The sequence below is a fragment of the Polaromonas sp. CG_9.5 genome (assembly GCF_035984465.1).
Classification (GTDB): Bacteria; Pseudomonadota; Gammaproteobacteria; order Burkholderiales; family Burkholderiaceae_C; genus Polaromonas.
The window spans coordinates 1-22,977 of sequence record NZ_JAXCHR010000019.1 but is presented as its reverse complement, the minus strand read 5'-3'; the positions used below and the strand labels follow the sequence as shown (position 1 = coordinate 22,977).

At 62.7% G+C, this 22,977-nt stretch carries 16 protein-coding genes and 1 pseudogene; 7 read left to right on the top strand and 10 right to left on the bottom strand.

Annotated elements, in window-relative coordinates; genetic code table 11:
- The first annotated feature begins 57 nt into the window (after positions 1-57).
- The 4 genes from RCH06_RS13915 (at position 58) to RCH06_RS13900 (ending at position 4,432) form a co-directional block, all read left to right on the top strand.
- A complete protein-coding gene (locus RCH06_RS13915; protein WP_327082063.1) occupies positions 58-1,605 on the top strand; it encodes a DUF4331 domain-containing protein in 1,548 nt (515 codons plus the stop codon).
- A gap of 24 nt (positions 1,606-1,629) precedes the next feature.
- Complete coding sequence (locus RCH06_RS13910) at positions 1,630-1,881, top strand: hypothetical protein (protein WP_327082062.1); 252 nt, start codon at positions 1,630-1,632, stop codon at positions 1,879-1,881.
- 104 nt (positions 1,882-1,985) lie between these two features.
- Positions 1,986-3,191 (top strand): hypothetical protein, encoded by a 1,206-nt coding sequence (locus tag RCH06_RS13905; protein ID WP_327082061.1) that lies wholly within the window; start codon positions 1,986-1,988, stop codon positions 3,189-3,191.
- The gene (locus tag RCH06_RS13900; protein WP_327082060.1) at positions 3,188-4,432 is read left to right on the top strand and encodes a HupE/UreJ family protein; all 1,245 of its coding nucleotides are present in this window, start codon (positions 3,188-3,190) and stop codon (positions 4,430-4,432) included. The genes RCH06_RS13905 and RCH06_RS13900 overlap by 4 nt, the downstream gene beginning before the upstream one ends.
- 52 nt (positions 4,433-4,484) lie before the next feature.
- Here the strand turns inward: RCH06_RS13900 and RCH06_RS13895 are convergent, their stop codons facing one another.
- The 5 genes from RCH06_RS13895 to RCH06_RS13875 form a co-directional block, all read right to left on the bottom strand.
- A complete protein-coding gene (locus RCH06_RS13895; protein WP_327082059.1) occupies positions 4,485-5,327 on the bottom strand; it encodes an enoyl-CoA hydratase-related protein in 843 nt (280 codons plus the stop codon).
- A 77-nt stretch (positions 5,328-5,404) separates the two neighbouring features.
- Entirely contained in the window at positions 5,405-6,064 is a 660-nt protein-coding gene (locus RCH06_RS13890) for a cupredoxin domain-containing protein (RefSeq protein ID WP_327082058.1), read from the bottom strand.
- An 18-nt stretch (positions 6,065-6,082) separates the two neighbouring features.
- Positions 6,083-6,571: a group I truncated hemoglobin gene (locus RCH06_RS13885; RefSeq protein WP_327082057.1), complete on the bottom strand. Its 489-nt coding sequence runs from the start codon at positions 6,569-6,571 to the stop codon at positions 6,083-6,085.
- A 40-nt stretch (positions 6,572-6,611) separates the two neighbouring features.
- On the bottom strand, positions 6,612-7,781 hold the full coding sequence (locus RCH06_RS13880; protein WP_327082056.1) for a sensor histidine kinase: 1,170 nt from the start codon (positions 7,779-7,781) through the stop codon (positions 6,612-6,614).
- A gap of 180 nt (positions 7,782-7,961) precedes the next feature.
- Positions 7,962-9,173 carry a Y-family DNA polymerase gene (locus tag RCH06_RS13875; RefSeq protein WP_327082106.1) on the bottom strand — a complete coding sequence of 404 codons (1,212 nt, stop codon included), beginning with the start codon at positions 9,171-9,173 and terminating at the stop codon, positions 7,962-7,964.
- A gap of 448 nt (positions 9,174-9,621) precedes the next feature.
- Between RCH06_RS13875 and RCH06_RS13870 the strand changes: the two genes are divergently transcribed.
- On the top strand, positions 9,622-10,620 hold the full coding sequence (locus RCH06_RS13870) for a Bug family tripartite tricarboxylate transporter substrate binding protein (RefSeq protein WP_327082055.1): 999 nt from the start codon (positions 9,622-9,624) through the stop codon (positions 10,618-10,620).
- Between the two features lie 285 nt (positions 10,621-10,905).
- Positions 10,906-11,727, top strand: a complete 822-nt coding sequence (locus RCH06_RS13865) for an alpha/beta fold hydrolase (RefSeq protein ID WP_327082054.1) — start codon at positions 10,906-10,908, stop codon at positions 11,725-11,727.
- Between the two features lie 33 nt (positions 11,728-11,760).
- On the opposite strand, the gene RCH06_RS13860 is transcribed toward RCH06_RS13865, so the two are convergent.
- Positions 11,761-12,921, bottom strand: coding sequence for an alpha-hydroxy acid oxidase (locus RCH06_RS13860; protein WP_327082053.1), 1,161 nt, complete (start codon positions 12,919-12,921; stop codon positions 11,761-11,763).
- A 247-nt stretch (positions 12,922-13,168) separates the two neighbouring features.
- Here RCH06_RS13860 and RCH06_RS13855 point away from each other — a divergent pair, with 247 nt between their 5' ends.
- On the top strand, positions 13,169-13,672 hold the full coding sequence (locus RCH06_RS13855; protein WP_327082052.1) for a nuclear transport factor 2 family protein: 504 nt from the start codon (positions 13,169-13,171) through the stop codon (positions 13,670-13,672).
- Between the two features lie 51 nt (positions 13,673-13,723).
- On the opposite strand, the gene pbpC is transcribed toward RCH06_RS13855, so the two are convergent.
- From pbpC to RCH06_RS13835, 4 genes and pseudogenes are all read right to left on the bottom strand, one after another.
- Positions 13,724-15,910, bottom strand: a complete 2,187-nt coding sequence (pbpC, locus tag RCH06_RS13850) for a penicillin-binding protein 1C (RefSeq protein ID WP_327082105.1) — start codon at positions 15,908-15,910, stop codon at positions 13,724-13,726.
- A 173-nt stretch (positions 15,911-16,083) separates the two neighbouring features.
- Positions 16,084-16,599, bottom strand: coding sequence for a DUF4019 domain-containing protein (locus RCH06_RS13845; RefSeq protein WP_327082051.1), 516 nt, complete (start codon positions 16,597-16,599; stop codon positions 16,084-16,086).
- Positions 16,600-16,606: 7 nt separating this feature from the next.
- Positions 16,607-18,727 (bottom strand): BCCT family transporter, encoded by a 2,121-nt coding sequence (locus tag RCH06_RS13840; RefSeq protein ID WP_327082050.1) that lies wholly within the window; start codon positions 18,725-18,727, stop codon positions 16,607-16,609.
- A gap of 145 nt (positions 18,728-18,872) precedes the next feature.
- Positions 18,873-22,883: pseudogene (locus RCH06_RS13835) on the bottom strand (alpha-2-macroglobulin family protein); the annotation flags it as partial.
- Positions 22,884-22,977 lie beyond the last annotated feature (94 nt).

Sequence of the window (22,977 nt, the reverse complement as noted above, 5' to 3'; positions counted from 1 at the left end):
CAGCCTTCGTAAAGGTCTGACAGCAGCCGCTGTCATTTAGTCATCCAGGAGACCACCATGAAAATGAAAATTGGACAAATCGCCGGAGCGTGCTTATTGCTCGTCGCAGCCGGAAGTGCCATGGCGTCCAGCCATCGCGAAGCACCGTTCATTACCAACAGCCCAAAAGTTGATGGCACCGATTTCTACATGTTCAACAGCTACGAGGCTGGCAAGACCGGCAACGTGACGCTGATTGCCAACTACGTGCCGCTGCAAGAGCCCGGCGGTGGCCCGAACTATTACTCGCTTGACCCGAACGCGCTGTATGAAATCCATGTGGACAACAATGGCGATGGCAAGGAAGACCTGACCTTCCAGTTCCGTTTCAAGAACACGCTGACCAACGGCGGCGCCGGCATCACGCTGCCCATCGGACCCGCAGGCAGCCAGAAGAACGTGGCGATTCCCCTGCGCCAGTCCGGCGCGGTGACCAATTCACCCAACGCACCCCTGAGCTACACCGAGAGCTTCACCCTCGACGTGGTGCGCGGCGACCGGCGCAGCGGCGCCCGCAGTGCTGTGACCAATGCCAGCGGCGGCGGCGCGACCTTCGGCAAGCCGATCGACTACATCGGCACCAAGACCTTCCCCAACAACAGTTATGAAGGCTACGCCAACTCCTACATCCAGTCCATCAACATTCCTGGCTGCGCTACGCCCGGCAAGGTGTTCGTGGGCCAGCGCAAGGAGGCGTTCTCCATCAATGCAGCCACCATTTTCGATCTGATCAATGCGCCAGCGGCCTTCATCACCAATGAAGCCAATGCTGCGGCAGTTGGCAAGATCGGCGATCTGGAAAACAAGAACGTGACCTCGCTGGCGCTTGAAATGCCGGCCAGCTGCCTGACGCAGGGCACCGAGAAAGTCATTGGCGGCTGGACCACCTCCAGCCTGCGCCAGGGCCGCCTGCTCAACGGCGCGACCCCGTCCGGACTGCAGGCCAACGAGAAATCCGGCGGCGCCTGGACCCAGGTGTCGCGCCTGAGCATGCCACTGGTCAACGAGGTCATCATCGGCCTGAAGGACAAGGACAAGTTCAATGGCAGCAAGCCCAAGGATGACGCCGCTAACTTTGCCGACTACGTGACGAATCCAACGCTGCCCGCGCTGATCGAAACCCTGTTCCCCAGTGCCAAGGCGCCTACCAACTTCCCGCGTACCGACTTGGTAACGGTGTTCCTGACCGGCCTGCCCACGGTCAACCGTCCCGCCAATATCACTGGTCCAGGCATGGGTGGCCCGCTGGCCGAGATGCTGCGCCTGAACACCGGAATTGCTGCCACACCGGCAGCTAGCCAAAAGGCGCTGGGCGTGACAGCTGGCGACAACGCCGGCTTCCCGAACGGACGCCGCCTGGGCGATGACGTGGTGGACGTCTCGCTGCGGGTTGCCATGGGTGCGCTGTGCGTGCTGACCGGCAACGCCGACGCGCTGAAGGTGGGCTGCAAGCCATCGGATGCGCCCGCTGGCGCTGTTCCTTTCGTCGATGGCACCCGTGCCAGCGCGACCGACTTCCAGCAAGTCTTCCCGTACCTCAACACCCCGCTTCCGGGTGCCAAGTAATTGGCTCCAAGACTAGGAAAAACCATGTTCACTTTTAACGCAAAACTGATGACCGGCGTTGCGCTTAGCGCCCTGCTGCTGGCCGGTTGCGGTGGCAACAACGACGACTATGTCCCCCCTGGTCCGCCGCCCGGCCCGGTAGCCCAGACCATCACCGATGTGGTGGGCTACATTCAGAACCTGATCGCCAGCAATGGCGAGAACACCGATCCGGTTGACATCAACCCGCTGACGCTGGCGGTTGACGACACCGCAGAGCCAAAGCCCCTGCAGTAAAAGCCAGCAGGGTGACGGTGGCCCGGCAGTTGATTTTCATCAACTGCCGGGCCATTTTTTTGTAAATTTTCAGGGTGATGACCGCTCCAATGAAAGCATTCAATATGCAACGCTTCCCTCAACTGGTCACGCTGGCAGGACTCCTGCTGGCGGTGCAATTCAGTGCCACAGCCGCCACTGCCGTGCAGCCCGTACGGGACGATGAAGTGCTGGAAGTCTTGCCCGCCGTGACGCGCAATCGTCCGGTGCAGGCGACTGCAGCCTCTGCTGTCAGCGCGCCAGCCAGTGATCCGGTAGCGGCTGCAAAGCAGGCACGAGAAGACATTTCCGTGGCCCGGCAGACGGGCGACACACGCTATTGGGGCCGTGCGCAGGCAACGCTGGCGCCCTGGTGGGACCGGCTTGACGCACCCGCCGATCTGTCGGTTTTGCAGGCCACGGTGCAGCAGGGGCGCCATGAATTTGATGCATCGCGAAAGGTGCTGACAGCAGCGCTGACACGCACCCCCGGCCATGCGCAGGGCTGGCTGAATCTGGCGTCGCTTGAACGCCTGTCGTCCCGCTATGTCGAGTCGCTGGCGGCCTGTGATGCGGTGGCGCGTGCCGGCCAAGCGCTGTATGCCCAGGCCTGCCGCCTTGAAACCCAGTCGCTGCAGGGCCAGCACCCGATGGCAGAGCAAGGCTTTCAAGCGCTGCTCAAACAGACTACTGACGCCGGTCAGCGCAGCTGGTTGCTGTCGCTGCTGGCGGAAAGCCTTGAGCGCGCTGGGCGTGATGCGGCCGCCGCTGATGCCTATGCCCGCAGTCTGGCAGCCGAGCACGATCTGTACACCGCCATTGCCTTCAGCGATCTGCTGCTGCGCACTGGCAAAAATGACCAGGCGCTGAAGCTGCTCATGCCGCTGCCTGAAACCGATGCCGTCGTACTGCGGCGCGCGGCCGCCTGGAAGCGTCTGGGCGATACGCGCTGGACAGCCGAGCGCCAGTTGCTGCAGTCGCGCGTGGACGAGTTGAAGCGGCGCGGTGACGACACGACGCTGCACGGGCGCGAACTGGCGCTGGCGGCCTTGTGGCTGGACGACGATGCGGTGCGCGCGCTGCCATTGGCCAGGCGCAACCTGCAGCTGCAGCGCGAGCCGATTGACTGGTGGATTGCGCTGCAAAGCGCCAAACAGGCCAAGGATGAACAGGCGCTGGCAGACATTGGCAATGCCCTGCAGAAGGCGGGCTTGCGTGATGCGCGGCTGGCGTCTTTTAGCCAAGCCGGCACCAAGGCCACAACCAAAGCGACAACTAAGGCCGCCCCATGATGCGCGCATTTTTTCGCCCACTGATGCAAATGGCATCGCTGCTGGCCTTGGGGCTGGCGTTGGCGTGCAACCCCGCACAGGCGCACAAGGGCAGCGATGCTTACCTTGAAGTGCAGCAAACAGGTGCCGACAGCGCCAGCGCGCTCAGGGACTTCCGGCTGGTGCTGGCGGTTGCGGTTCGCGACCTGGACCTGGTCGTGCCGATGGATGCCAATGCCGATGGCCGCGTCACCTGGGGTGAAGTCAAGGCGGCCACGCCGCAAGCGCTGGCGTTGTTCAACCAGCAGGCCAGGCTTGAAGTGCCCGCTGGCGCGCTAGGCGCGTGCGTTCTTGACTGGCAAGCCGATGGCCTGGAGCGCCGCAGCGACGGGGTTTATCTGCGCGCCGCAGCCACTGCCCGCTGCCCCGCCGGGCAAGACTTGCGCTTTCAGTATTTGTTGCTGAAAGATCAGGACTCGACCCATCGCCTCCTGATTGCCGGCCGCATTGGTGGCAAGGATTTGCTCACGACTATGTCGCCCCAGCAGGCCGGCCTGTTGCTGAGTCCCGGAATCACAGGCGCAGCGGTGACCGCAGGCGGTGCACAGGCAAAAAGCGCCGGCGCTTCCAACCAGTGGTCGGCAATGCGCGACTATTTCAGCCTCGGCGTTCACCATTTGCTGGAAGGTTATGACCATCTGGCGTTTTTACTGGCGCTGGTGCTGCCACTGCAGCTGAGTTTGCGGCGCAGGCCGTCCGCCGCGCTGCTGCGCGAGCATCCCCAGACGGAGGCCGCCGCCTATGCCAGCCGCGCCACCTGGATGGCCTTGCTGCGCACCGTGACCGCCTTCACGATAGGCCATTCAATCACGCTGATATTGGCGACCTTTGGCTTGACGCAGGCATCGCCCGCATGGATCGAGCCGGCCATTGCCTTGTCGATTGTGGTCACCGCGCTGCTCAACCTGCGGCCGATGAAATGGATCCGCGTTGATGTGCTGGCGCTGCTGTTCGGAATGGTTCACGGCTACGGCTTTGCCGGCTTGCTGCTGGAAGCCGCTGCGCCGGGCGGGCTGCTGCCCTGGGCGCTGGCTGGTTTCAACCTGGGTGTGGAAGCTGGCCAGCTGATCGCCGTGCTGGGCTGGGTGCTGGTCTCACAGGTGCTGGTGGGCAGGTCGTGGTACCGCACGGTGGTGGTGCGCGGCGGCTCGGTGCTGCTGGTGCTGCTGGCCAGCTGGTGGTTTTGGCAGCGGGTCAGCTGATGGAGGCAAGCAGCTATTGATTCAATAGCTGCTTGTGCCCGCTGCGTATGCGCTACAGGCCGTTTTCATTGAAATATTGAAGCGTGGCGAGGTCGGGGAAGTTGCCGGCGCGCTTTTCCTTCATCGCCGTCACCGCTTCGCGCACATGCTGGTTGCTCCAGATCGCTCCTTGCAGCCAGCCCATTTGCTTGAGCGACTCGTCCACCGAATGGTCGCGGGCGTAATGCACGGCTTGCTTGGTGCCCCAGATGGCGACGGGCGGCTTGGCGGCAATTTCTTTGGCGCATTGCAGCGCGCCGGCCAGCAGGGCTTCGGGCGTGTCGAACACTTCATTGACCAGCCCATACGCCAGCGCCTTGGCCGCACCCAGCTTGCGGCCGGTGTAAGCCAGCTCTTTCACCACCGCCAGCGGAATCAGCTTGGGCAGGCGCTGCAGCGTGCCCACGTCAGCGACCATGCCAATGTTGATTTCCTGAATGCAGAAAAACGCGTCGGTCGTGGCGTAACGCAGGCAGCAGGCCGTCACCATATCGACCGCGCCGCCAATGCAGCCGCCCTGAATCGCGGCAATCACCGGGATGCGCAGGGTTTCGAGTTTGGTGAACGTGGCCTGCATGCCGGCCAGCAGGTCGAAGGCGGCGGCACGGCCTTCGGCGCTCTGGTCGTCCAGCATGATGCTGCCAAAGGTGTCGAGCGCCATGCCGGCGCTGAAGTGTTTGCCGGTGCTTGAAATCACCAGCACACGGGCATCGGCTGACTTGTGCAGTTGCGTCAGCACCGCGTCCAGTTCGCGCCAGAAGGCCGGGTTCATGGTGTTCATCGCCTCGGGGCGGCTGAGCACCAGGTGGGCAATATGGTCTGTGATGGTGAGCGAAAAGCAGCTGAGTGGGTTCATGCCCGCACTGTAGGCCAGGCGTGCGCGTTCAGCCAGCGCCGGGAGTCGCCGTCAGGACTCGTCAGGACTACGCCGTTTCAAGTCCGGCGACGGCGCGGCACCACGCTGAGTTGCACAGTCAGTGCGCCGGGCGTGGCCGTCACGCTATACGTCTGTGCGGCGGCATCAATCAGCTGGTCGGCCTGCCAGACCTTGACCTGCGCGCTGCCGTCGGGCAAGTCTTCAAACACCGCCTGGCCGTCGGCTGTGGTCTTGGCGGCCCAGGGCGAATCGCTGGCAAAAATATAGCCCCGCATCGAGCCGTGAATAAAGCAGCCCAGCAGCGTCGCGCCGGTGACGCCGGCCTTGTCCAGCGTGATTTCGGTCGCCTTGGCGGGCTTGCCTTCGGATTTGCCTTCGAGCCGCATTTCAAACCCGGCGTGGGTAGCATTGAACTGGCCCAAGCCCGCAGGCGAAGAGCGCACATGGTGGTCCCAAGGGTCGTTGTTCAGGAATTTGACTTTCGCGCCCACCGGCACCAGCGTGACGGCGGGAATGAACTGCATTTTTTCCTGCGTGATGCTGGCCTGCACGGGCAGGACGGTCTTGGGCCGCACGGTTTTATTGGCCGGCACGACGACAACGACCGCATCGGGCACCGGCTTGCCTTCCTTGTCCAGCACGGAAACGGTCAGGTTGCCAGCCCATGCGCTGGCGCAACCCAAGGCAAGGGCGGTTGAAAGCAGGCTATTTTTCATGATGTTTCAGGCCTTGGCTTATCGAGCTGTGATGATGTCGCGGTGCGTGGGCGCCAGCAGCGCCAGCATTTCATTTTGCTGGCGAAACGCAATAGCTTTGGCGTCCATGCTCTGCTGCAGCACCTCGACCAGCGCGTTGAAGCCAGGTTTCTTGATGTCCAGTTCGGCATGCGCGGTCTTCATGTCAACACCCTTGTAGACACACGGGCCGCCGCCCAGTGCGCAAAACTGCTCGACCAGTTGCTTCTTGACGTGTTCGTGGTTCGCCGGCTGGAAGTGCGGGCTGGTGCGCGGGTCGGCCAGCAGCCGCGTCATGAAGTCGTCCATCAGCGCGACCCGTCCGGGTTTTGCGCCAAAGGCCTGGTAGAACTGGTCGTTCATGGGCGCGGTCTGGGCGCTGGCTGCGCCGGTCATCAGCAAGGCGGCAGCCGTCAGGGCCAAAGAGAGAATGGTTTTTTCATGGGGTTTTCTTGCAGGGGCGGTGCTGGCGCAGGCGACCGGATTCAACTACTTGCAGGCGCGTCGCGGGCGGTTGCAAAAAACGGACTCAGGCGGGTGCGCAGCCTGGCCCCAGGCTGAAGTAAAAAACCGCCCCTTCGCCGGGCTCGGATTTGGCCGACACCGTACCGCCATGCCGGGCCACGATGCGGTGAACGGTGGCCAGCCCGACACCGTTGCCGGGGTAGTCAGATTCCGCGTGAAAACGCTGGAACGGGCTGAACAGCGCTGCCGCGTTGTGCGCATCAAAGCCTGCGCCGTTGTCGCGAACAAAAAACCGGGTTGTGCCTTCATTGCTTGGCGCACGGCCAAAATGCACGCGGGCGTGCGGCGTTCTGGAAGAGTATTTCAGGGCATTGCCGAGCAGGTTTTGCAGCACCAGGCGCAAAAGTGACGGGTCGCCCCAAGCCGTCAGGCCCGGCTCAATGGACACTTTTGCCAACAGTCCAGCCGAAGCTGCCTCAAAAGTGTCGATGACTTCCTGTGCCATCAAGGACAAGTCACAAAACGCCAGCCGCAGCGGGGTGGCCGTCGATTGCGCCAGCGTCAGCAGCGACTCGACCAGCTCCTTCATGCGCTGGGTGTTGGCCTCGATACGTGCCAGGTAATGCGCCGAGCGGCTGTCCTCGGCAAAGTTGGCCGATTTTTTCAAGGCCACACAAAAGCCATTGATGGATGCCAGCGGCGCGCGCAAGTCATGCGACGCCGACGATGAAAATGAGCGCAAGCTCTCGTTGGCCAGCGCCAGTTCTTCGCCGCGCCGGGTCAGCGCAATGTTCAGGCTGGCAATGGCCTGCGCGTTGTTCTCGCGCTCGGTGACGTCGCTTTGTATGCCAATGTAGTGCGTCAGCACCCGGTGTTCGTTGAACACCGGCGACACCGTGAGCTCATTCCAGAAGGCGCTGCCGTCCTTGCGGTAGTTGCGCAGCAGCACGGTGGCGTCAGTGCCTTGCGCCATGGCGGCGCGAATGGTGTGCAGACCGGGCTGGTCGTTTTCGCCGTTTTGCAAAAAGCTGCAGTTCTTGCCGATCACTTCCTCAGGCCCATAGCCAGTCATGTCATAAAACGCGGCGTTGGCATAAATCAGCGGAAACTTGCCCTGGCTGGAACGCCCGATGGTGATGCCGTTTTTACTGGAGGCAATGGCGCGCTGGAGAAGGGCCCGCTCGAAATGCGTATCGGAATCTTCTGCTTTTTTCACATCCAAAAAAGTTTTCATGTCGCTTGCTGTCCATCACCACTTCTGGCGTTGTTGAGGCGAATAACGAGGAATCCGCATTCAACGTCATTGCGTCAGTATTGTTAATTTTAATAATATCAGTGTTTTTTTGGCTGATTGGCGATTGACCCGCCTTGCTTCCGGTCAGTAAGGTGGCTGAAACGGGCAAGCTGTCACGTATCAAAAAAGCTGGTAATTCGCTATGGTTTCAGTAGCTGGTTGCGCCTGTCCTGCTTGCGCTAAAGGCTTGTTGGGTTCACTAACTGGCGTTTGGCCCACTTGGCCGGCTTTCACCAGCGCCCCAGCGCGTACGCCCAGCAGCCGCAGCCGCTGATCGAGCGGCACGGGCTTGAGGCACTGGCCGGCAATCTGGCGAATCGTCCGCGCATCGTCGGTATGCGCCGGCGCTGTCTGGTCGCGCGTGGCAATTTTGAAGTCGTCATAGCGCAGCTTGATGCCGATGGTTTTGGCGACATAGCCCTTGCGCTGCAAATCGGCCGCCACCTGCTCGCACAGCCGGGTAAATATCGCGCCCAATTCAGCCTTGTCGCGCACCGCATGCAAGTCGCGCTCGAACGTGGTTTCGCGGCTCATGCTGACCGGCTCGCTCTCAGTGACCACCGGGCTGTCGTCGCGGCCCCAGGCCACATCATGCATCCAGGCGCCGCTGGCCTTGCCGAAATGGCCCATTAAAAATTGCCGGTCCTGGGCGGCCAGCTCGCCAATGGTCTGGATGTCCAGGCGCGCCAGTTTTTCGCCCGACTTGGGGCCGATGCCGTTGATCTTGCGAACGTTCAGCGGCCAGATGCGGCTTTGCACATCGGCCTGCTGGACGATCGAAATGCCGTTGGGCTTGTCGAACTCGCTGGCCATCTTGGCCAGCAGCTTGTTGGGCGCGACGCCGATGGAGCAGGTCAGGCCGGTCTTCTCGAAAATCGCCCGCTGGATCAGCCGCGCCAGCGCCCGTCCGCCCTCCCGCTGGCCGCCGGGCACGTCGGTGAAGTCGATGTACACCTCGTCGATTCCCCGGTCCTGCATCAGCGGCGCGACCTCGATGATCGTGCTTTTGAACAGGCGCGAGAAGCGGCGAATCTCGTCAAAATCCACCGGCAGCACGATGGCCTGCGGGCACAATCTAGCCGCCTTCATCATGCCCATCGCCGAGCCCACGCCAAATTGCCGCGCCGGGTAGGTGGCGGTGGTGATGACGCCCCGGCCTACGTAGTCCTTGAGCAACGGGAATTCAGTCACCGGAATAAAGCGCAGCGCCCGCTCGCCATGCTGGGCCATCAGTGCTTCATCGACGGTGCGCCGCCCGCCGCCAATCACCACCGGCAAGCCCTTGAGCTGCGGATAGCGCAGCAGCTCGACCGACGCAAAAAAAGCATCCATGTCGAGGTGGGCGATGCGCCGGGGCAGGGCGGATGGGGCGGGCTCGGGAGTCACAGTCAGGATTGTGCCGCGCTTCGGGTGCACGTTTCAGGGTGCAAAGCGCTTGCGTCACGGCGTGTCAATGTCGTGCAGGATTTTCTGGTTTCAAGCGTTGGTCTGGCTGCGTCATCAGACACCATCTTTTAAAGAAAGAAAATCACGCACGCTATCGACGCATAACTTGTTCCTGTTATGTGCTATTTATTTAATAGCTGCTGGCGCACTTCCAGCATGCGCCAGGGGCTGATTTATATCATAAAACCAGTTTGCAGGCCCACTCGCGGCAGGCGTTGTCAGTTACGACGCGTGCGCGGGAGTCACAATCACGGCACGCAAATTGCGCATTGCGCCGGCGCTTATTGTCCCGCGCAGCGTGCCCCCCTTGTTGAACTTCCCAAAAGGTGTTTTCGTGACCGCTCCTGTTGCCTTGTCCCGTCGTTCCCTGCTTCACACCGCGTTGGGCGCTGCCGCTGCGCTGGCCCTGGCCAGCCCGCAGGCGCTGGCGCAAAAGCCTTGGCCAGCCAAACCGATCCGCTGGATCATTCCTTACCCGGCCGGCGGCGGTCAGGACTTCCTGGCGCGCCATCTGTCAGTGCAAATGGGCAAGCAGCTCGGCCAGGCCATCGTCATTGACAACCGCCCCGGCGCGGCCGGCATCATCGGCACCGATGCGGCGTCAAAAGCGCCTGCCGACGGCTACACGATGGTGACGGGCGACAACGGCGCCATGGTGCTGAACACCGCGCTGTACAAGAAGCTGCCCTACAGCCCCGACGACTTTACGCCGCTGGGCTACATGGCCGGCTTTCCGCTGATTTTGGTGGTCAACCCGGACAGCCCGTTCACCAGTGCGCGGCAGTGGCTGGCGGCGATCAAGCGCTCGCCCGGCACGTACAGCTACGCCTCGCCCGGCGCTGGCAGCCCGCACCACCTGGCGATGGAACTCATCAAGGAGCGCACCGGCAGCTACATCGTGCATGTGCCGTATCGGGGCACCGCCATGGCGATTCAGGACGTGATTGGCGGGCAACTGCCGATGATGATTGTCGATACCGCCGGCGGCCTGGCGCAAATTCGCGCCGGCAAGGTGCGCGCGCTGGCGGTGCTGTCGCCCCAGCGCATCGCCGCCTTGCCCAACGTGCCGACGCTGGCCGAGTCCGGCGTGCCGAATTTTGCAGCGGTCGCCTGGCAGGGGTTGTTTGTGCCGAAAGGCACGCCGCCCGACATTGCAGCGCTGCTGTCAGCAGAAATGCAAAAAGCGATTGTGGTGCCTGAAGTCAAGGCCCGGCTGGAAGAGTTTGGCCTGCAAGTCACGCCGTCCGACGGCCCGCAACTGGCGCGTTTCATCGCCAGTGAAAAGACGTTCTGGCACAAGCTGATCCACGAACGCCATTTGTCGCTCGACTGAGTCGAAAGCCGCCGGGCCGAGAGTCGCAGGGTGGCGCGTCATCCAGACTTCGCCGTTTTGGCCGCCAGGCTGCGCAGCGGCAGCCAGCGTGATGCTTTTAGCGTCGATGCGAAAGCGCTGTAGGCCCAGTTCCAGACTGTGCCCACGCGGCCCTTCAGCCAGCGCAGCACGGTCGCTTGCCTCCTGACGACCGGGGCTGACAGCCTGCGGTCGCTTTCACCGACACCGCCTGCAGGCGGGTGTCTCCACAATAGGCATTTCTACCTTTTTAAGGAGCACGCCACCATGAATACCGTCATCACCACCGACAAGACCGAGTTGTACGTCAAGGACTGGGGCAACGGCCAGCCGGTCATCTTGCTGCATGGCTGGCCGCTGTCAGCCGACAGCTGGGACGACCACGCGATGGCCCTGGCCGACGCCGGCTACCGCGCCATTGCCTATGACCGCCGGGGTTTTGGCCGTTCCTCGCAGCCGTGGAGCGGCTACGACTACGACACGCTGGCCGACGACCTGGCTGCCGTGATCGAGCAAACCGGCGCGCACGATGCGGTGCTGGCCGGCTTTTCGATGGGCGGCGGCGAAGTGGCACGCTACATGTCGCGCCATAACGGCAAATCGGTGGCCAAGGCGGTGCTGGTGTCTTCAGTCGTGCCGTTCATGCTGAAAACCGACGACAACCCCGACGGCACGCCGATGTCGGTGTTTGACAAGATGACCGCTGGCATGAAGGAAGACCGCGCCGCGTTTTTTGGCAAGTTTTTCGAGGATTTCTATGGCGTCGGCATCCTGTCCAGCCCGGTCAGCGACGAGGTTATTGAATGGTCGCGCCAAGTGGCCATGCAGGCCAGCCTGAAAGCCACGCTGGCCTGCGCCGGAGCCTTCGCAACCACCGATTTCCGCCCCGACTTGCCCGCATTCAAGGTGCCGACACTGATCATCCACGGCACCGGCGACAACACCGTGCCCATCGACGCCGCCGGCCGGGCAGCCGCCAAAGGCATTGCCGGCTCAACCCTGCTGGAATACGAAGGCGCGCCGCATGGCCTGCTGGTCACTGAAAAAGACCGCGTGACGCGCGACCTGCTCGATTTCCTGAAACGCTAAGTTGTACAGAGCCGCAGCCTTGTCGGGCTGCGCTCAAGCAGTCTTGAAGTCGAAGGTGCCCGGCAGCAAGATGCTTTGATCCACCGTATTGATATCGGTGTGACCGCAAAACGCCATCGTCACGTCAAGTTCCTTGTGGATGATTTGCAGCGCCTTGGTCACACCTTCTTCGCCCATCGCGCCCAGGCCGTAGACCATGGCGCGGCCAATCATCGTGCCGCGTGCGCCCAGCGCCCAGGCTTTCAGCACGTCTTGCCCGGAGCGGATGCCGCCGTCCATCCAGACCTCGATCTGCGAGCCGACGGCGGCCACGATGTCCGGCAAGGCCCGGATGCTGCTTTGCGCGCCATCGAGTTGCCGGCCGCCGTGGTTGCTGACCACAATGGCGTCGGCACCGCTGGCCACGGCAAGGCGGGCATCTTCTACGTCCTGAATGCCTTTCAGGATCAGCTTGCCGCCCCATTGTTCCTTCACCCACGCCACGTCGGCCCAAGACAACGTCGGGTCAAACTGCTCGTTGGTCCACGACGCCAGTGACTTCATGTCGCTGACGCCCTTGACGTGGCCGACGAGGTTGCGAAAGGTGTGGCGTTTTGTGCCCAGCATGCCCAAGCACCAGCGCGGCTTGGTGGCCATGTCAAACAGGTTTCCCAGTGAAGGAATCACCGTCGCCCGCATGTTGTTTTTCAGGTCTTTGTGGCGCTGGCCGATCACCTGCAGGTCGAGCGTCAGCACCAGGGCGCTGCAGCCGGCGGCGCGGGTGCGCTCGATCATCGCCTTCATGGCCGAGCGGTCGCGCATCATGTAGAGCTGAAACCAGAACGGCGCGGTGGTGTGCGCGGCCACGTCTTCAATCGAGCAAATGCTCATGGTCGACAGCGTGAACGGAATGCCGAACTTTTCTGCCGCCCGTGCCGCCTTGATCTCGCCATCGGCGCTTTGCATGCCGGTCAGGCCGACGGGCGCAATGCACACCGGCATCTTGACCGGGATGCCCACCATTTTGGTGGCGGTGCTGCGGTTTTCCATGTTCACGGCCACGCGCTGGCGCAGTTTGATGGGCTGGAAGTCGGCTTCATTCGCGCGGTAGGTGCTTTCGGTCCACGAGCCGGAGTCGGCGTAGTCGTAGAACATGCGGGGCACGCGTTTTTTGGCCAAAACGCGCAGGTCTTCGATGGTGGTAATCACAGTCATGGGGTGTCTCCTGAGCGCTTGATGCTAGCGTTTTGCGCGTCTTGGGTGAGTGAATAAATTTTTCGCCGGGTAAATTTATTTCAAGCGTATTGACGGCGACGGGGCTTCGGGGTGGCTGATGTCACGCCGGGCGGGTGATTTTTTCAGGGCTGGAGCCGGCTTGTTGCGCGTTGCATCAATAATTCGAGTTTCCGCGTTGCTTTAACAACGCCTCACCGCCTCACGTCCCCGCCCAGGAACTGCCACCATGCATGCCAACCAGACCACCCTCGAAAATCTTTACCTGGCTTTTTCACAGCTTGATGCGGACGGCATGGCCGCCTGTTATGCCGACAGCGCACGCTTCGAGGACGAAGCTTTTTCGCTGCGCGGCAAGCACGAAGTGGCGGGCATGTGGCGCATGCTGTGCAGCGCCACGCTGACGGGCAACCGCGCCGACTGGCGGCTGACATGGCGCGATGTGCAAGCCGATGCCCAAACCGGGCAGACGCACTGGGAGGCGTATTACCGCTTTTCGGCCACCAAGCGACTGGTCCACAACATCGTCGATGCAAATTTCACCTTTGATGATGAAGGCCGCATCCTGACGCACCACGACCGTTTCAATTTCTGGCGCTGGTCGTGGAAGGCGCTTGGCATGCCCGGGCTGGTGCTGGGCTGGTCGCCGATGTTTCGCAAGCAGGTGCGCAAGCAGGCGCGGGCCAACCTCGACCGCTTTCTGGCCAAAAATACGGCCCTTGAAGCGGCCTGAATCCCGGGCCAGCGCTTGGGCCTGCCGGTGCGGCTGACAGCCAGCCGCTGGCTATCGGCGCGCCTGCGCCTTGACGCCCGCGCCGCGCACTTCAAGCTTGATTTCATCAGCCACCTGGCCGCTGGCATCAAGCAACTGCACCACATGCCGGCCCGGCCACGGCAGCCATTGCACCTGGTTGCCGCGCGCAAACTCCTTGCCGTTCATGCGCCAGCGCAGGTTGCGTCCTTCGGCGCTGAAGCTCAGGCGCTGGTTGTTGGGCGGAATGTCCGGGTCCAGCGCCAGAATGGTGCCCGACGCCGGTGCGGTGATGCGCGCCGGGCTAGCCGCCTGCTGGCTGACGGTTTTCAAGCCTTTCAGGCCGCTTGCGCTTGACGGGCGGGCGCTGCCAGCTATCGAATCCGTAGCAAATAAAGCTTGCTCCGTGCCCTGGATGAACCATTCATTGCGCGCCGCTTCCAGCTGCTGGCCGAAAGCGGTCGGGCTTTGCAAGAGTCCCGGCGGCGGTGCGGGCGGGCGGCTGGCTTCGTTTTTGTGCAAAAAGTTCATCATCGCGGCCCAGACCGGCGCTGCGCCGCTGGTGCCGCTCACGTCCCACATCGGCGCGCCGCTGGCATTGCCGACCCACACGCCGACGGTATAGCGGCTGGAATAACCCATCGCCCAGTTGTCGCGCATGTCCTTGCTGGTGCCGGTTTTCACCGCTGACCAAAAACGCGTCGCCAGAATGGAGTCGGTGCCGAAAGTGCGGGCGCGCGCCAGCGGGTCGGCCAGGATGTCGCTGACGATGAAGGCCGCGCGCGCATCCAGCGCGGGCCGGAAAGTGATCTTTGCCGGTTTCACCAGCATCGGCTCGCTGAAGCGCCCGCCGTTGGCCAGCGTGCGGTAGGCGTTGGTCAGCGACAGCAGCGACACCTCGGCGCTGCCCAGCGCCAGGCTGTAGCCGTAGTAGTCGCCCGATTCCTTCAGCGGCAGGCCGACGGCGCGCAGTTGCTTGTGAAACGCGTCGGGCGACACCATGACCAGCGTGCGCACGGCGGGCACATTGAGCGATGCGGCCAGCGCGGTGCGGCTTGACACCAGGCCCTTGAACTGGCGGTCGTAGTTTTGCGGAATATAAAGGCCGCTGGCCGTGGGGATTTGCGTCGATGAATCTTCCAGCAGCGACGCGGCGGTGATGCGCCGCTCAGCAATTGCCTGCGCGTACAAAAAAGGCTTGAGCGTCGAGCCCGGCTGGCGCAGCGCCAGCACGCCATCAACCTCGGCGGCGGCGCTGAGCGTGCCCGACGAACCTACCCACGCCAGCACCTCGCCGCTGGCGTTGTCGAGCACCACAACCGCGCCGTCTTCGACATGGCGGCCGCGCAACTCGCGCAGGTGTTGCTGCAGCGTTTGCACCGCAAATCGCTGCAGCGGCGCGCGCAGGGTGGATTTGACGCTGGACGGGTGCGCGCCCGGCGTCAATTGCTGCGCCAAAAGCCTGCGCGCCAGGTGCGGCGCAATGCCTTCGCTGGCCTGAAAATCCCGGCGTTGCAGCGCCGCCGTGGCGAACATGTCCAGGCCGTCGCAGTCGATCTTCACGCCCGGCTGCATCAGCTTGAGCACGCCGCACGCGCGTTGCGCCACCTGCGGCGCTTTGGCGTTGGGCGCGCGTACCAGCGCGCTGGCGACGGCGGCTTCGCGCTCGTCGAGCCCGTGCGCCGCTTTGCCAAACAGCGTGCGGCTCAGCGCGTCAATGCCGACCAGCTCGCCGCGAAACGGCACCAGGTTCAGGTACGCCTCCAGAATCTGGTCTTTGCGCCAGCGCTGCTCCAGCACTTGCGCGGCAAAGGTCTGGCCGATTTTTTGCGTCATGCTGCGCCCGCTGTTGCTGGCGCGCAGGTCGTCGTCCAGCAAGCCGGCCAGCTGCATGCTCAGGGTGGACGCGCCCCGCGTCTTGGTGTTCCACAAATTGGCCCACGCCGCGCTGGACACCGCCCGCCAGTCGACGCCGCTGTGCTCGTAAAACCGCTTGTCTTCGCTGAGCACCAGCGCCGTGCGCAAGGCCGGCGAAATATCAGCCAGCGCCACCCATTGCCCACGCCGCACGCTGGCATCCGTACGCACACGCTGAAGCAATTCGCCGTTGCGGTCAAGCACCAGCGTGTCAGACGGCTTGAAATCACGCTTTATTTCATTAAAAGTGCCTGTGGCGCACGCTGGTAGTGCGCAAGCAGCTATTAAAAGCGTAGCAATAATGTGTTTGAGCGACGCGGCCCCTTTGTGGCTGGATAAGCGCGGCGATGACGATGACAGTGATGAAGCGAAGCAGCTCAAGTCATCATCGCCGGTTGACGCATGACCACGGCCGTTGACCACGAAACAAAGCGGCGCTGGCATCATCACAGGTAGCGTGTAAAAAAGAGATGCACTTACTTGATGAAGTACCCGGCCACTTTCCAGGTGTTGTCCCGGTCTTTCATGGTCGTGAGGGTTTCGATGGCCAGCGGCTTGAATTCGAACCGGGTTTCGTACTCCATCAGCACATAGTCACCGTCTGGGGCAAAGGGGAGGGTGCGCGAATAGCTGGCGGCCTTGAGGGTTCGCGACTTCACGCTGCCCAAGGGCAAGCGGCTGGTTTGCAGCGCGCTTTCCCATTGGGGCTGGGCGACCGAGTTTTGCAGCAGGTTTGCTGCCGTGCGCCAGCTGAGCGGGTAGTCGCCCGCATCGATGACCGCCAGCCAGCTGGTTGCTGCCATTTCGGCGCGGCTGAGCGGGCCGGATGGCAGCACGGTGGGCGGAATAGGCACAACCGGCGTAACCGGCGCGGGCACACTGGCCGGATTAGCGGGGCTGGCAGGCGCGTTGTCCGGCTTGCTTTCCTGCGCAAACAGCCCGGCGCAAAAAACGCTGGCGGCGACAACAACCAAAGCGCCAAGGGGCTTCATTGGGGTCTCACACGGGCGGCGGTTGCGGCAGCGGGTCGGTGTGGCCCGGCGCGCGGTTGAGCAGCTGGGTCTGCTGGTTGATGCTGACCGTACGGTAACGCTCGTAGTGACGCAGGATGTCGACGATGATTTCTTCAGGCCGCAAATACTGAATGTCGTAGCCCAGTCGGCCATCCTCAAAGAAAGTCATCGGCTCGAACACCTGGTCGCGCTCGGTTTCGCGCGCTGCTTCGCGCACGATAAACACCGGCACGGCGCGGCTGACCGCCTTGACGCCATAGACAAAGTCGCGCAGCATCGGATCGGGAATCGTCAGGCGCAGCACGCCTTCGGCCAGGTCGCCTTCATGCAAGCTGGCGGCCACGCCGCGCTGGTTTAACTCGCCCGCCACGTCGCGCATGGCCTGCAGCACGCCGGTTTGCATAAAGCGCTGCACGTCTTCACGGGTGGATTGGTGGACGATCTGCTCCAGCCGTTTGCGCCAGTGCTGGCCGCTCCAGAAGTTGGTGGCGGGGGCCAGGTCTTGCGTCGAATGCGCCACGTCGGCCTGCAGGCCGCGCCACAGGCCGTAGCACAGCGCCAGCATGATGACGGCCACCGGCAGCGCGGTCACCAGTGTCAGCGCCTGCAGCGCGCCCAGCCCGCCGGCCAGCAGCAGCACGGTGGCCGTCACGCCCAGCACGGCGGCCCAGAACAGGCGCTGCCAGACCGGCGAGCGCGGGTTGCCGCGCGAAGCAATCGCATCAACGACAAAAGCCCCCGAGTCGGCCGAGGTGACAAAAAACACGCCAATCAACAAAATCGCCAGCCACGACACCGTGGTGGTCAGCGGCAAAAAGTCAAAAAAGCGGAACAGCAGGGCATCGACATTGCCCACGGTTTGCGCCAGTGCGCCTTGCGCCACATGCGTATCAATCCAGATCGCGCCATTGCCAAACGCCGTCATCCACAGCAAATTGAAAGCCGTTGGCACCAGCAGCACGCCGATGATGAACTGGCGAATCGTGCGGCCCCGTGAAATGCGCGCAATGAACATGCCGACAAACGGCGACCAGGAAATCCACCACGCCCAATACAGGATCGTCCAGCCGCCGAACCAGCCTTCGTCGCGCGTCGGCTCATAGACAAAGGTGCGCAGCGACATGTTGACCAGGTTGGACAAATAGCCGCCAATGTTTTCGCTCAGCGCCTGGAACAGGTAAACAGTTGGCCCGGCAATGATGACAAAGCCCAGCAGCAAAAACGACAGTGACAGGTTGAACTCGCTCAAACGGCGAACGCCCTTGTCCAGCCCGCTGACCGCCGAGATGCCGGCCAGCAACACCACGACGACGATGATGCCGATGCGAAAAACGTTGGTCGTAGTGTCCCAGCCGCCGACCTTGTTCAGCCCGGCCGCCAGTTGCAGCGCGCCGTAGCCCAGCGTGGTGGCAATGCCGGCAATCGTGCCGACCAGCGCAAAGGCATCGACACTGTGGCCAATCGGGCCGTTGATGCGTTCCTTGAGCAAAGGGTAGAGACCCGAGCGCAATGTCAGCGGCAGGTTGTAGCGAAAGCCGAAGTAGGCCAGCACCAGCCCCATCGTGCCGTACACCGCCCAGGCGTGAAAACCCCAGTGAAAAAACGTCACCTGCAGCGCTTCCTTGGCCGCTGCCGGTGTGCCGCCGATTTGCGTCGGCGGCTTGAGGTAGTGCTGCAGCGGCTCGCCCACGCCAAAGTACATCAGGCCAATGCCCATGCCGGCGGCAAACAGCATGGCCGTCCACGACAGGAAGTTGAATTCGGGCTCCGCGTCATCGGGGCCGAGTTTGATATTGCCAAAGCGGCTCGACGCCACCATCACCAAGAACACCAGGAACACCGTCACCGCGCTGGCGTAAAACCAGTCAAAGTGGCTAACCACCCAACTTTGCGCACCTGAGAAAAACAGGTCGGCGCGCTGCGGAAACAGGCCGCAAAACACCAGCAGGCCGCCCAGCACCAGCAGCGCCGGCACCACGACTTGCGGCACCAAGGTGGTCAGCGGCGCAGGTGTCGGTGGGGCAGCGGAGGGTGTTTCAGACGCTGCCGGATAGGGCGGCCTGGCAGACGGCGGTGTGGTGGGGGTCGTGGGAGATGGGTCTTGCATGCGGTGATCTCCTGGAAGGGCAAAAAGGAAGCCCGGCTTCGACCGCCCTTGCGCAGCCGGCTCAAGCCGGGTGCGCAAGGGTCGGACAAATCGGGTTTTCGGGGTATGTTAAGCCCCGGATGGGTCAAACCGTGTCGGTCAATGGCTATTTTGCCGCTTCCACCTTCACACGGGCATTGGGCGTTTCACCAAACATTTCGGGCGCATACAGCGCTTCGACGCGGCTTGGCGGCAGCGCAAAGTCGCCGACGTTGTTCAGGCGCACGGTGTAATCCATCTTCACAATGCCCTTGGGCAGGTAGTCGTAATAACTGCGGAAGGCTTCAAAGCTGCGCTCTTCAAACGCCGGCCAGCCGCTGCCACTGCTGCCCTTTTCGCCCTTGGTGGCAATTTCGGAATCGCGCCCCAGGCCGCCGCCCAGAATCGTTGCGCCACCCGGAATCGGGTCGCTGATGACCACCCACGTCATGTCTGCCGAGGCATTCACTTCGAGCTTGATGCGCAGCACATCGCCCCGCGTGTACTTGCCTTTTACCGCTTGCTCGACCGGCGTGATGGTCTTGCTGATCTGGTAGCCGGCGTTGAACGGCGCTTTTAGCGGCACAGCGGCCAGCGACTGCAGCGTGAGCCACGGTTTGCCGCTGCCCTGGTGCGTCACGGTCAGCGTGTCTTTGGCCGAAGCGCCTGTGCCCCACGGCAAAAACATGGTGTTATTGCGCAAGTTGCCGGGTGCTGCTGGTGCGCCAAACATGGTGTTTTGATGCGCTGCACCCGATGCATCGCTGGTGGTGATGCGCTCAACCTTGCGCCAGTCGACGCTGGCGGTTTTGGCGCTTGCGCTGGCCAGCATCGCTTGCGTCATGCCCGCCACCGGCGTGGATTCAAACTTCGCGCTGAACTTGTCCAGCGCCAAGCCGCCCCACAGGTTGGCCGTGGTGGTGTGCCACGCGCCCTTTTGCTGGCGGCCAATAAAGCCGTTGGCCAGTCGCGCCATGTCGCCTGCCCAGGCCGGGTCGTCCATCACGGCCAGTATGAGGCGCGCGGTGTTGACGTCGCCGTTGACCATCAGCCACCACCAGTAATCGTCTTTTTCGGTGCTGAAAATCAGCTTGGTGCCCTGGTACGACAGGCGTGCCCGCAGGATCTGGTCGGCTTCGGCCAGGCGCGCTTCGCGCTGCGGCACATCGGGCACGCGTTTGAGGATGTTCAGCCAGTCAATCACGGCATGCGTCGGCCACTGGTTCGGCGCGATGGTCAAACTGCCCAGCATGCGGCCTTGCGCCTTGCCGTAGCGTGACAGCGCTTCAATCGCCGCCAGCTTGCGCACGTCCAGATCTTTGCGTGGGCTCCAGAAGTCACGCTGTATGCGGCCTTCAACAAAGCCGATCAAGCCGCGTTCCATGAGCGCGCGCACGTCATCGGGCAGGGCAAACGCCGGGTTCAGGCCGCTCGCTTCATGCATCGCGGCCAGCAAATACGCCGTCAGCGTGTCGCTGCCGCGCGCGGCGTCGCCGTCACGCGGCGGGAAGTAGCTGGCCAAACCGTCGCTGTCCAGATAACCCGGAATTTGCGCGGCCAGGCCTTGCCACAGTTTGGCGTCGCGCAGGCCGACGGCCTTGCTGGTTTTTTGCTCCAGGCAGGCATACGGGTAGTTGGCAAACCAGTCTCGCACGCCGTCCATGCCTTCGGCCAGTTTGGGTTGCAGCGACATCTTCAGGCCGCCACGGCCCGGCAGGGCGTCTGGCGGCGCGCTCACATCCAGACTGAAACTGCCATCGACCTGCACCAAGGTGGCCTGCTGCACCGTCAGCGGCACGGCGGGAATGATGCGCTGGCGGGCTTTCAGGCCATCGCGCGCGCCGCTAATTGTGTCTTTGGCTTCGATTTCCCAAAGAATGGCTTCGCTGCGCGTCAGCGCGAGTTGCGCCGGCGCGGTTACGTTCCACGCCACTTCACGCGCTTCGCCGGCCGGAATATCCACTGTTTGCGGCTTCAAGTCGAGCAGCGTGGCGCGCGGGCTGACTTCCACCTTCATCGCCGCTTTGGTCGTGTTGCGCACCGTGATTTGTGCGCGGAACTGGTCGTCTTCGCGCACCAGCGGCGGCAATCCGCTGATGATTTGCAAGTCTTGCGTCGCCTGGATCGTCGTCTGGCCGGTGCCGAAAAAGCCGCTCGAAGCGTCCGCCACCGCCACGATGCGGAAGGTTGTCAGTGCATCGTTGAGTGGCACCGTGACCACGGCCTTGCCTTGGGCATCGAGCTGCACTTTGGGGTTCCAGAGCAGCAGCGTGTCGAGCAATTCACGCGTGTTGCTGCGCCCGCCGCCACCGCCTGCGGGCACGGCTTTGCGGCCGTAGTGCCGTCGGCCAATGATTTCCATTTGCGCAGTAGACGTTTCCACACCCCACGAGCGGCGTTGCATCATGGCGTCGAGCAGGTTCCACGAGGTGTTGGGCATCAATTCCAGCAGTGCTTCATCGACGGCTGCCAGCGCCACTTCGGCGTTGGCGGCGGGCTGGCCGTTGGGCAGCTTGACTTGAATCGTCACCTGTGCCTTGCCGCGCACTGCATAGCTTTCCTTGTCGGCTTTCACGCTCACGTCAAGTTGGTGCGCTTTCGTGCCGACGCGGATTTCAGCCAGTCCCAGCCGGAAAGCCGGTTTGCTCAAATCGACCAGCGCCGTCGGCGCGACATATTCGCGGCCTTCGTACCAGAACGAAGTCCACCATTCACGCGGTGCCTTGAACCCCCAGGTGAAAAAGCTGTACCACGGCACTTCGCGCAGCCGCCCGCGCAGCGCCAGCACGCTGACATACACGTTCGGCCCCCAGCCTTCTTTCACCTGCAGGCGAATGGTCGGGTCTTCGCCATTGAGCTGCACGACCTGCGTTTCAATGATGCCTTCGCGCTCAATCGACACCAGCGCGGTGGCAAACCGGAACGGCATGCGCACCTGGAACACCGCCGTCTCGCCGGGCTGGTAGCTTTTCTTTTCAGGCAGCACATCCATGCGGTCGTGGTTCTCGCCGCCAAACCAGAGCTCGCCCTGGCGCGTGACGTAGACAGAGCTGGCGGCCTGAATGCTGTGGCCGTCCTTGTCTTTGGCGGTCACGACCAGCTCGACTTCGCCCGCTTCGCCGAGCTTGGTTTCGCACAGCAGCAAGCCGCGTGAGTCGCTTTTGCCGCTGCAGACGCTTCCCAGGTCTTTCGTCTCCGTCTTGTTGTCGTAGGTGTAGAAGCCGCCGACCATGCGCTTGCGGCTGGTGGTGACGATGCGAGCCACGGCTTTGACTTCCAGCGCCACACCGGCGGCCGGTTTGCCGGCCAAATCCAGCGCCAGCGCCTGGAACTTGACCTTCTGGCTGCTTGACGCCCAGCCTTCGGTCTTGATGCCGGCGACCACGCCAGCGGGCCACAAGGCGGCTACGCTGCGAATCGTTTGCACTTCGCCGTTCGGGTCGGCGTAAGTAGCTTCCAGCAGCAGCTCCTGCGGTTGCTGGCTGACCGGCACGTCGCTGATGGTCAGCTTGCCCGCGCCGTTGCGGTCTAGCGTCAGGGGCTGCTTGTCGGCAATCACGCGCTGGTCTTGCGAGGCGCTGTTTTCTTCTTCGCCCTCGGAATTTTCCTGACGCCCGATGCGCGGCGGTGAAAAGCTGAATTCGCTGTAATCGTTGTAGTTCAAACTCTTGCCGCGTACCAGCGCCGACACCCGCACCGGCAGGTTGACCGCTGCGCCGCCCGCGACGTAGTTGATCTGCACATCGACCGGCACGGCCTTGACATTGACCAGCGCCTGTTTATCGGACGGATTCACGCGCCCTGAAAACACCGGCAGGCGAAATTCTTCGACGCGGAACTGGCCGCTTTCAAAACTCTGTTCGCGCTCGCCTTCGTTGTTCTTGAGCTGCACGTTGTACACGCCGAGCTTGGCGGCAGGCGGAATCGCAAAAGTATTTTCAGCACTCAGCCCGCCGGTGGCGGTCTTGCGCCAGGTGATGGGCTGGGTGTATTGCTGGCCGCTGCCTGCATGCGTAATCACCAGCGTGGCGGGTTGCGCTTCGGGCAGGCCAAAACCCCGGCTGTTTTCAAGCCGCAGCAGATGCTTCATCGACACCGTGTCACCGGCCCGGAACAACATGCGGTCAAAGATTGTGTTGTGGTGGTCAAGTTATTTCGGACAGTTCGATAAGTTTGATAGTTGCCGATTGATGCTCGAAAGCAATAGGTGACAAGTTGCCCAGAGTTGAATG

Coding starts and splice junctions, on each gene's coding strand:
- RCH06_RS13915 (WP_327082063.1), top strand. CDS start 58: ATGAAAATGAAAATTGGACAAATCGCCGGAGCGTGCTTATTGCTCGTC.
- RCH06_RS13910 (WP_327082062.1), top strand. CDS start 1,630: ATGTTCACTTTTAACGCAAAACTGATGACCGGCGTTGCGCTTAGCGCC.
- RCH06_RS13905 (WP_327082061.1), top strand. CDS start 1,986: ATGCAACGCTTCCCTCAACTGGTCACGCTGGCAGGACTCCTGCTGGCG.
- RCH06_RS13900 (WP_327082060.1), top strand. CDS start 3,188: ATGATGCGCGCATTTTTTCGCCCACTGATGCAAATGGCATCGCTGCTG.
- RCH06_RS13895 (WP_327082059.1), bottom strand. CDS start 5,327: ATGAACCCACTCAGCTGCTTTTCGCTCACCATCACAGACCATATTGCC.
- RCH06_RS13890 (WP_327082058.1), bottom strand. CDS start 6,064: ATGAAAAATAGCCTGCTTTCAACCGCCCTTGCCTTGGGTTGCGCCAGC.
- RCH06_RS13880 (WP_327082056.1), bottom strand. CDS start 7,781: ATGAAAACTTTTTTGGATGTGAAAAAAGCAGAAGATTCCGATACGCAT.
- RCH06_RS13875 (WP_327082106.1), bottom strand. CDS start 9,173: ATGGATGCTTTTTTTGCGTCGGTCGAGCTGCTGCGCTATCCGCAGCTC.
- RCH06_RS13865 (WP_327082054.1), top strand. CDS start 10,906: ATGAATACCGTCATCACCACCGACAAGACCGAGTTGTACGTCAAGGAC.
- RCH06_RS13860 (WP_327082053.1), bottom strand. CDS start 12,921: ATGACTGTGATTACCACCATCGAAGACCTGCGCGTTTTGGCCAAAAAA.
- RCH06_RS13855 (WP_327082052.1), top strand. CDS start 13,169: ATGCATGCCAACCAGACCACCCTCGAAAATCTTTACCTGGCTTTTTCA.
- RCH06_RS13845 (WP_327082051.1), bottom strand. CDS start 16,599: ATGAAGCCCCTTGGCGCTTTGGTTGTTGTCGCCGCCAGCGTTTTTTGC.
- RCH06_RS13840 (WP_327082050.1), bottom strand. CDS start 18,727: ATGCAAGACCCATCTCCCACGACCCCCACCACACCGCCGTCTGCCAGG.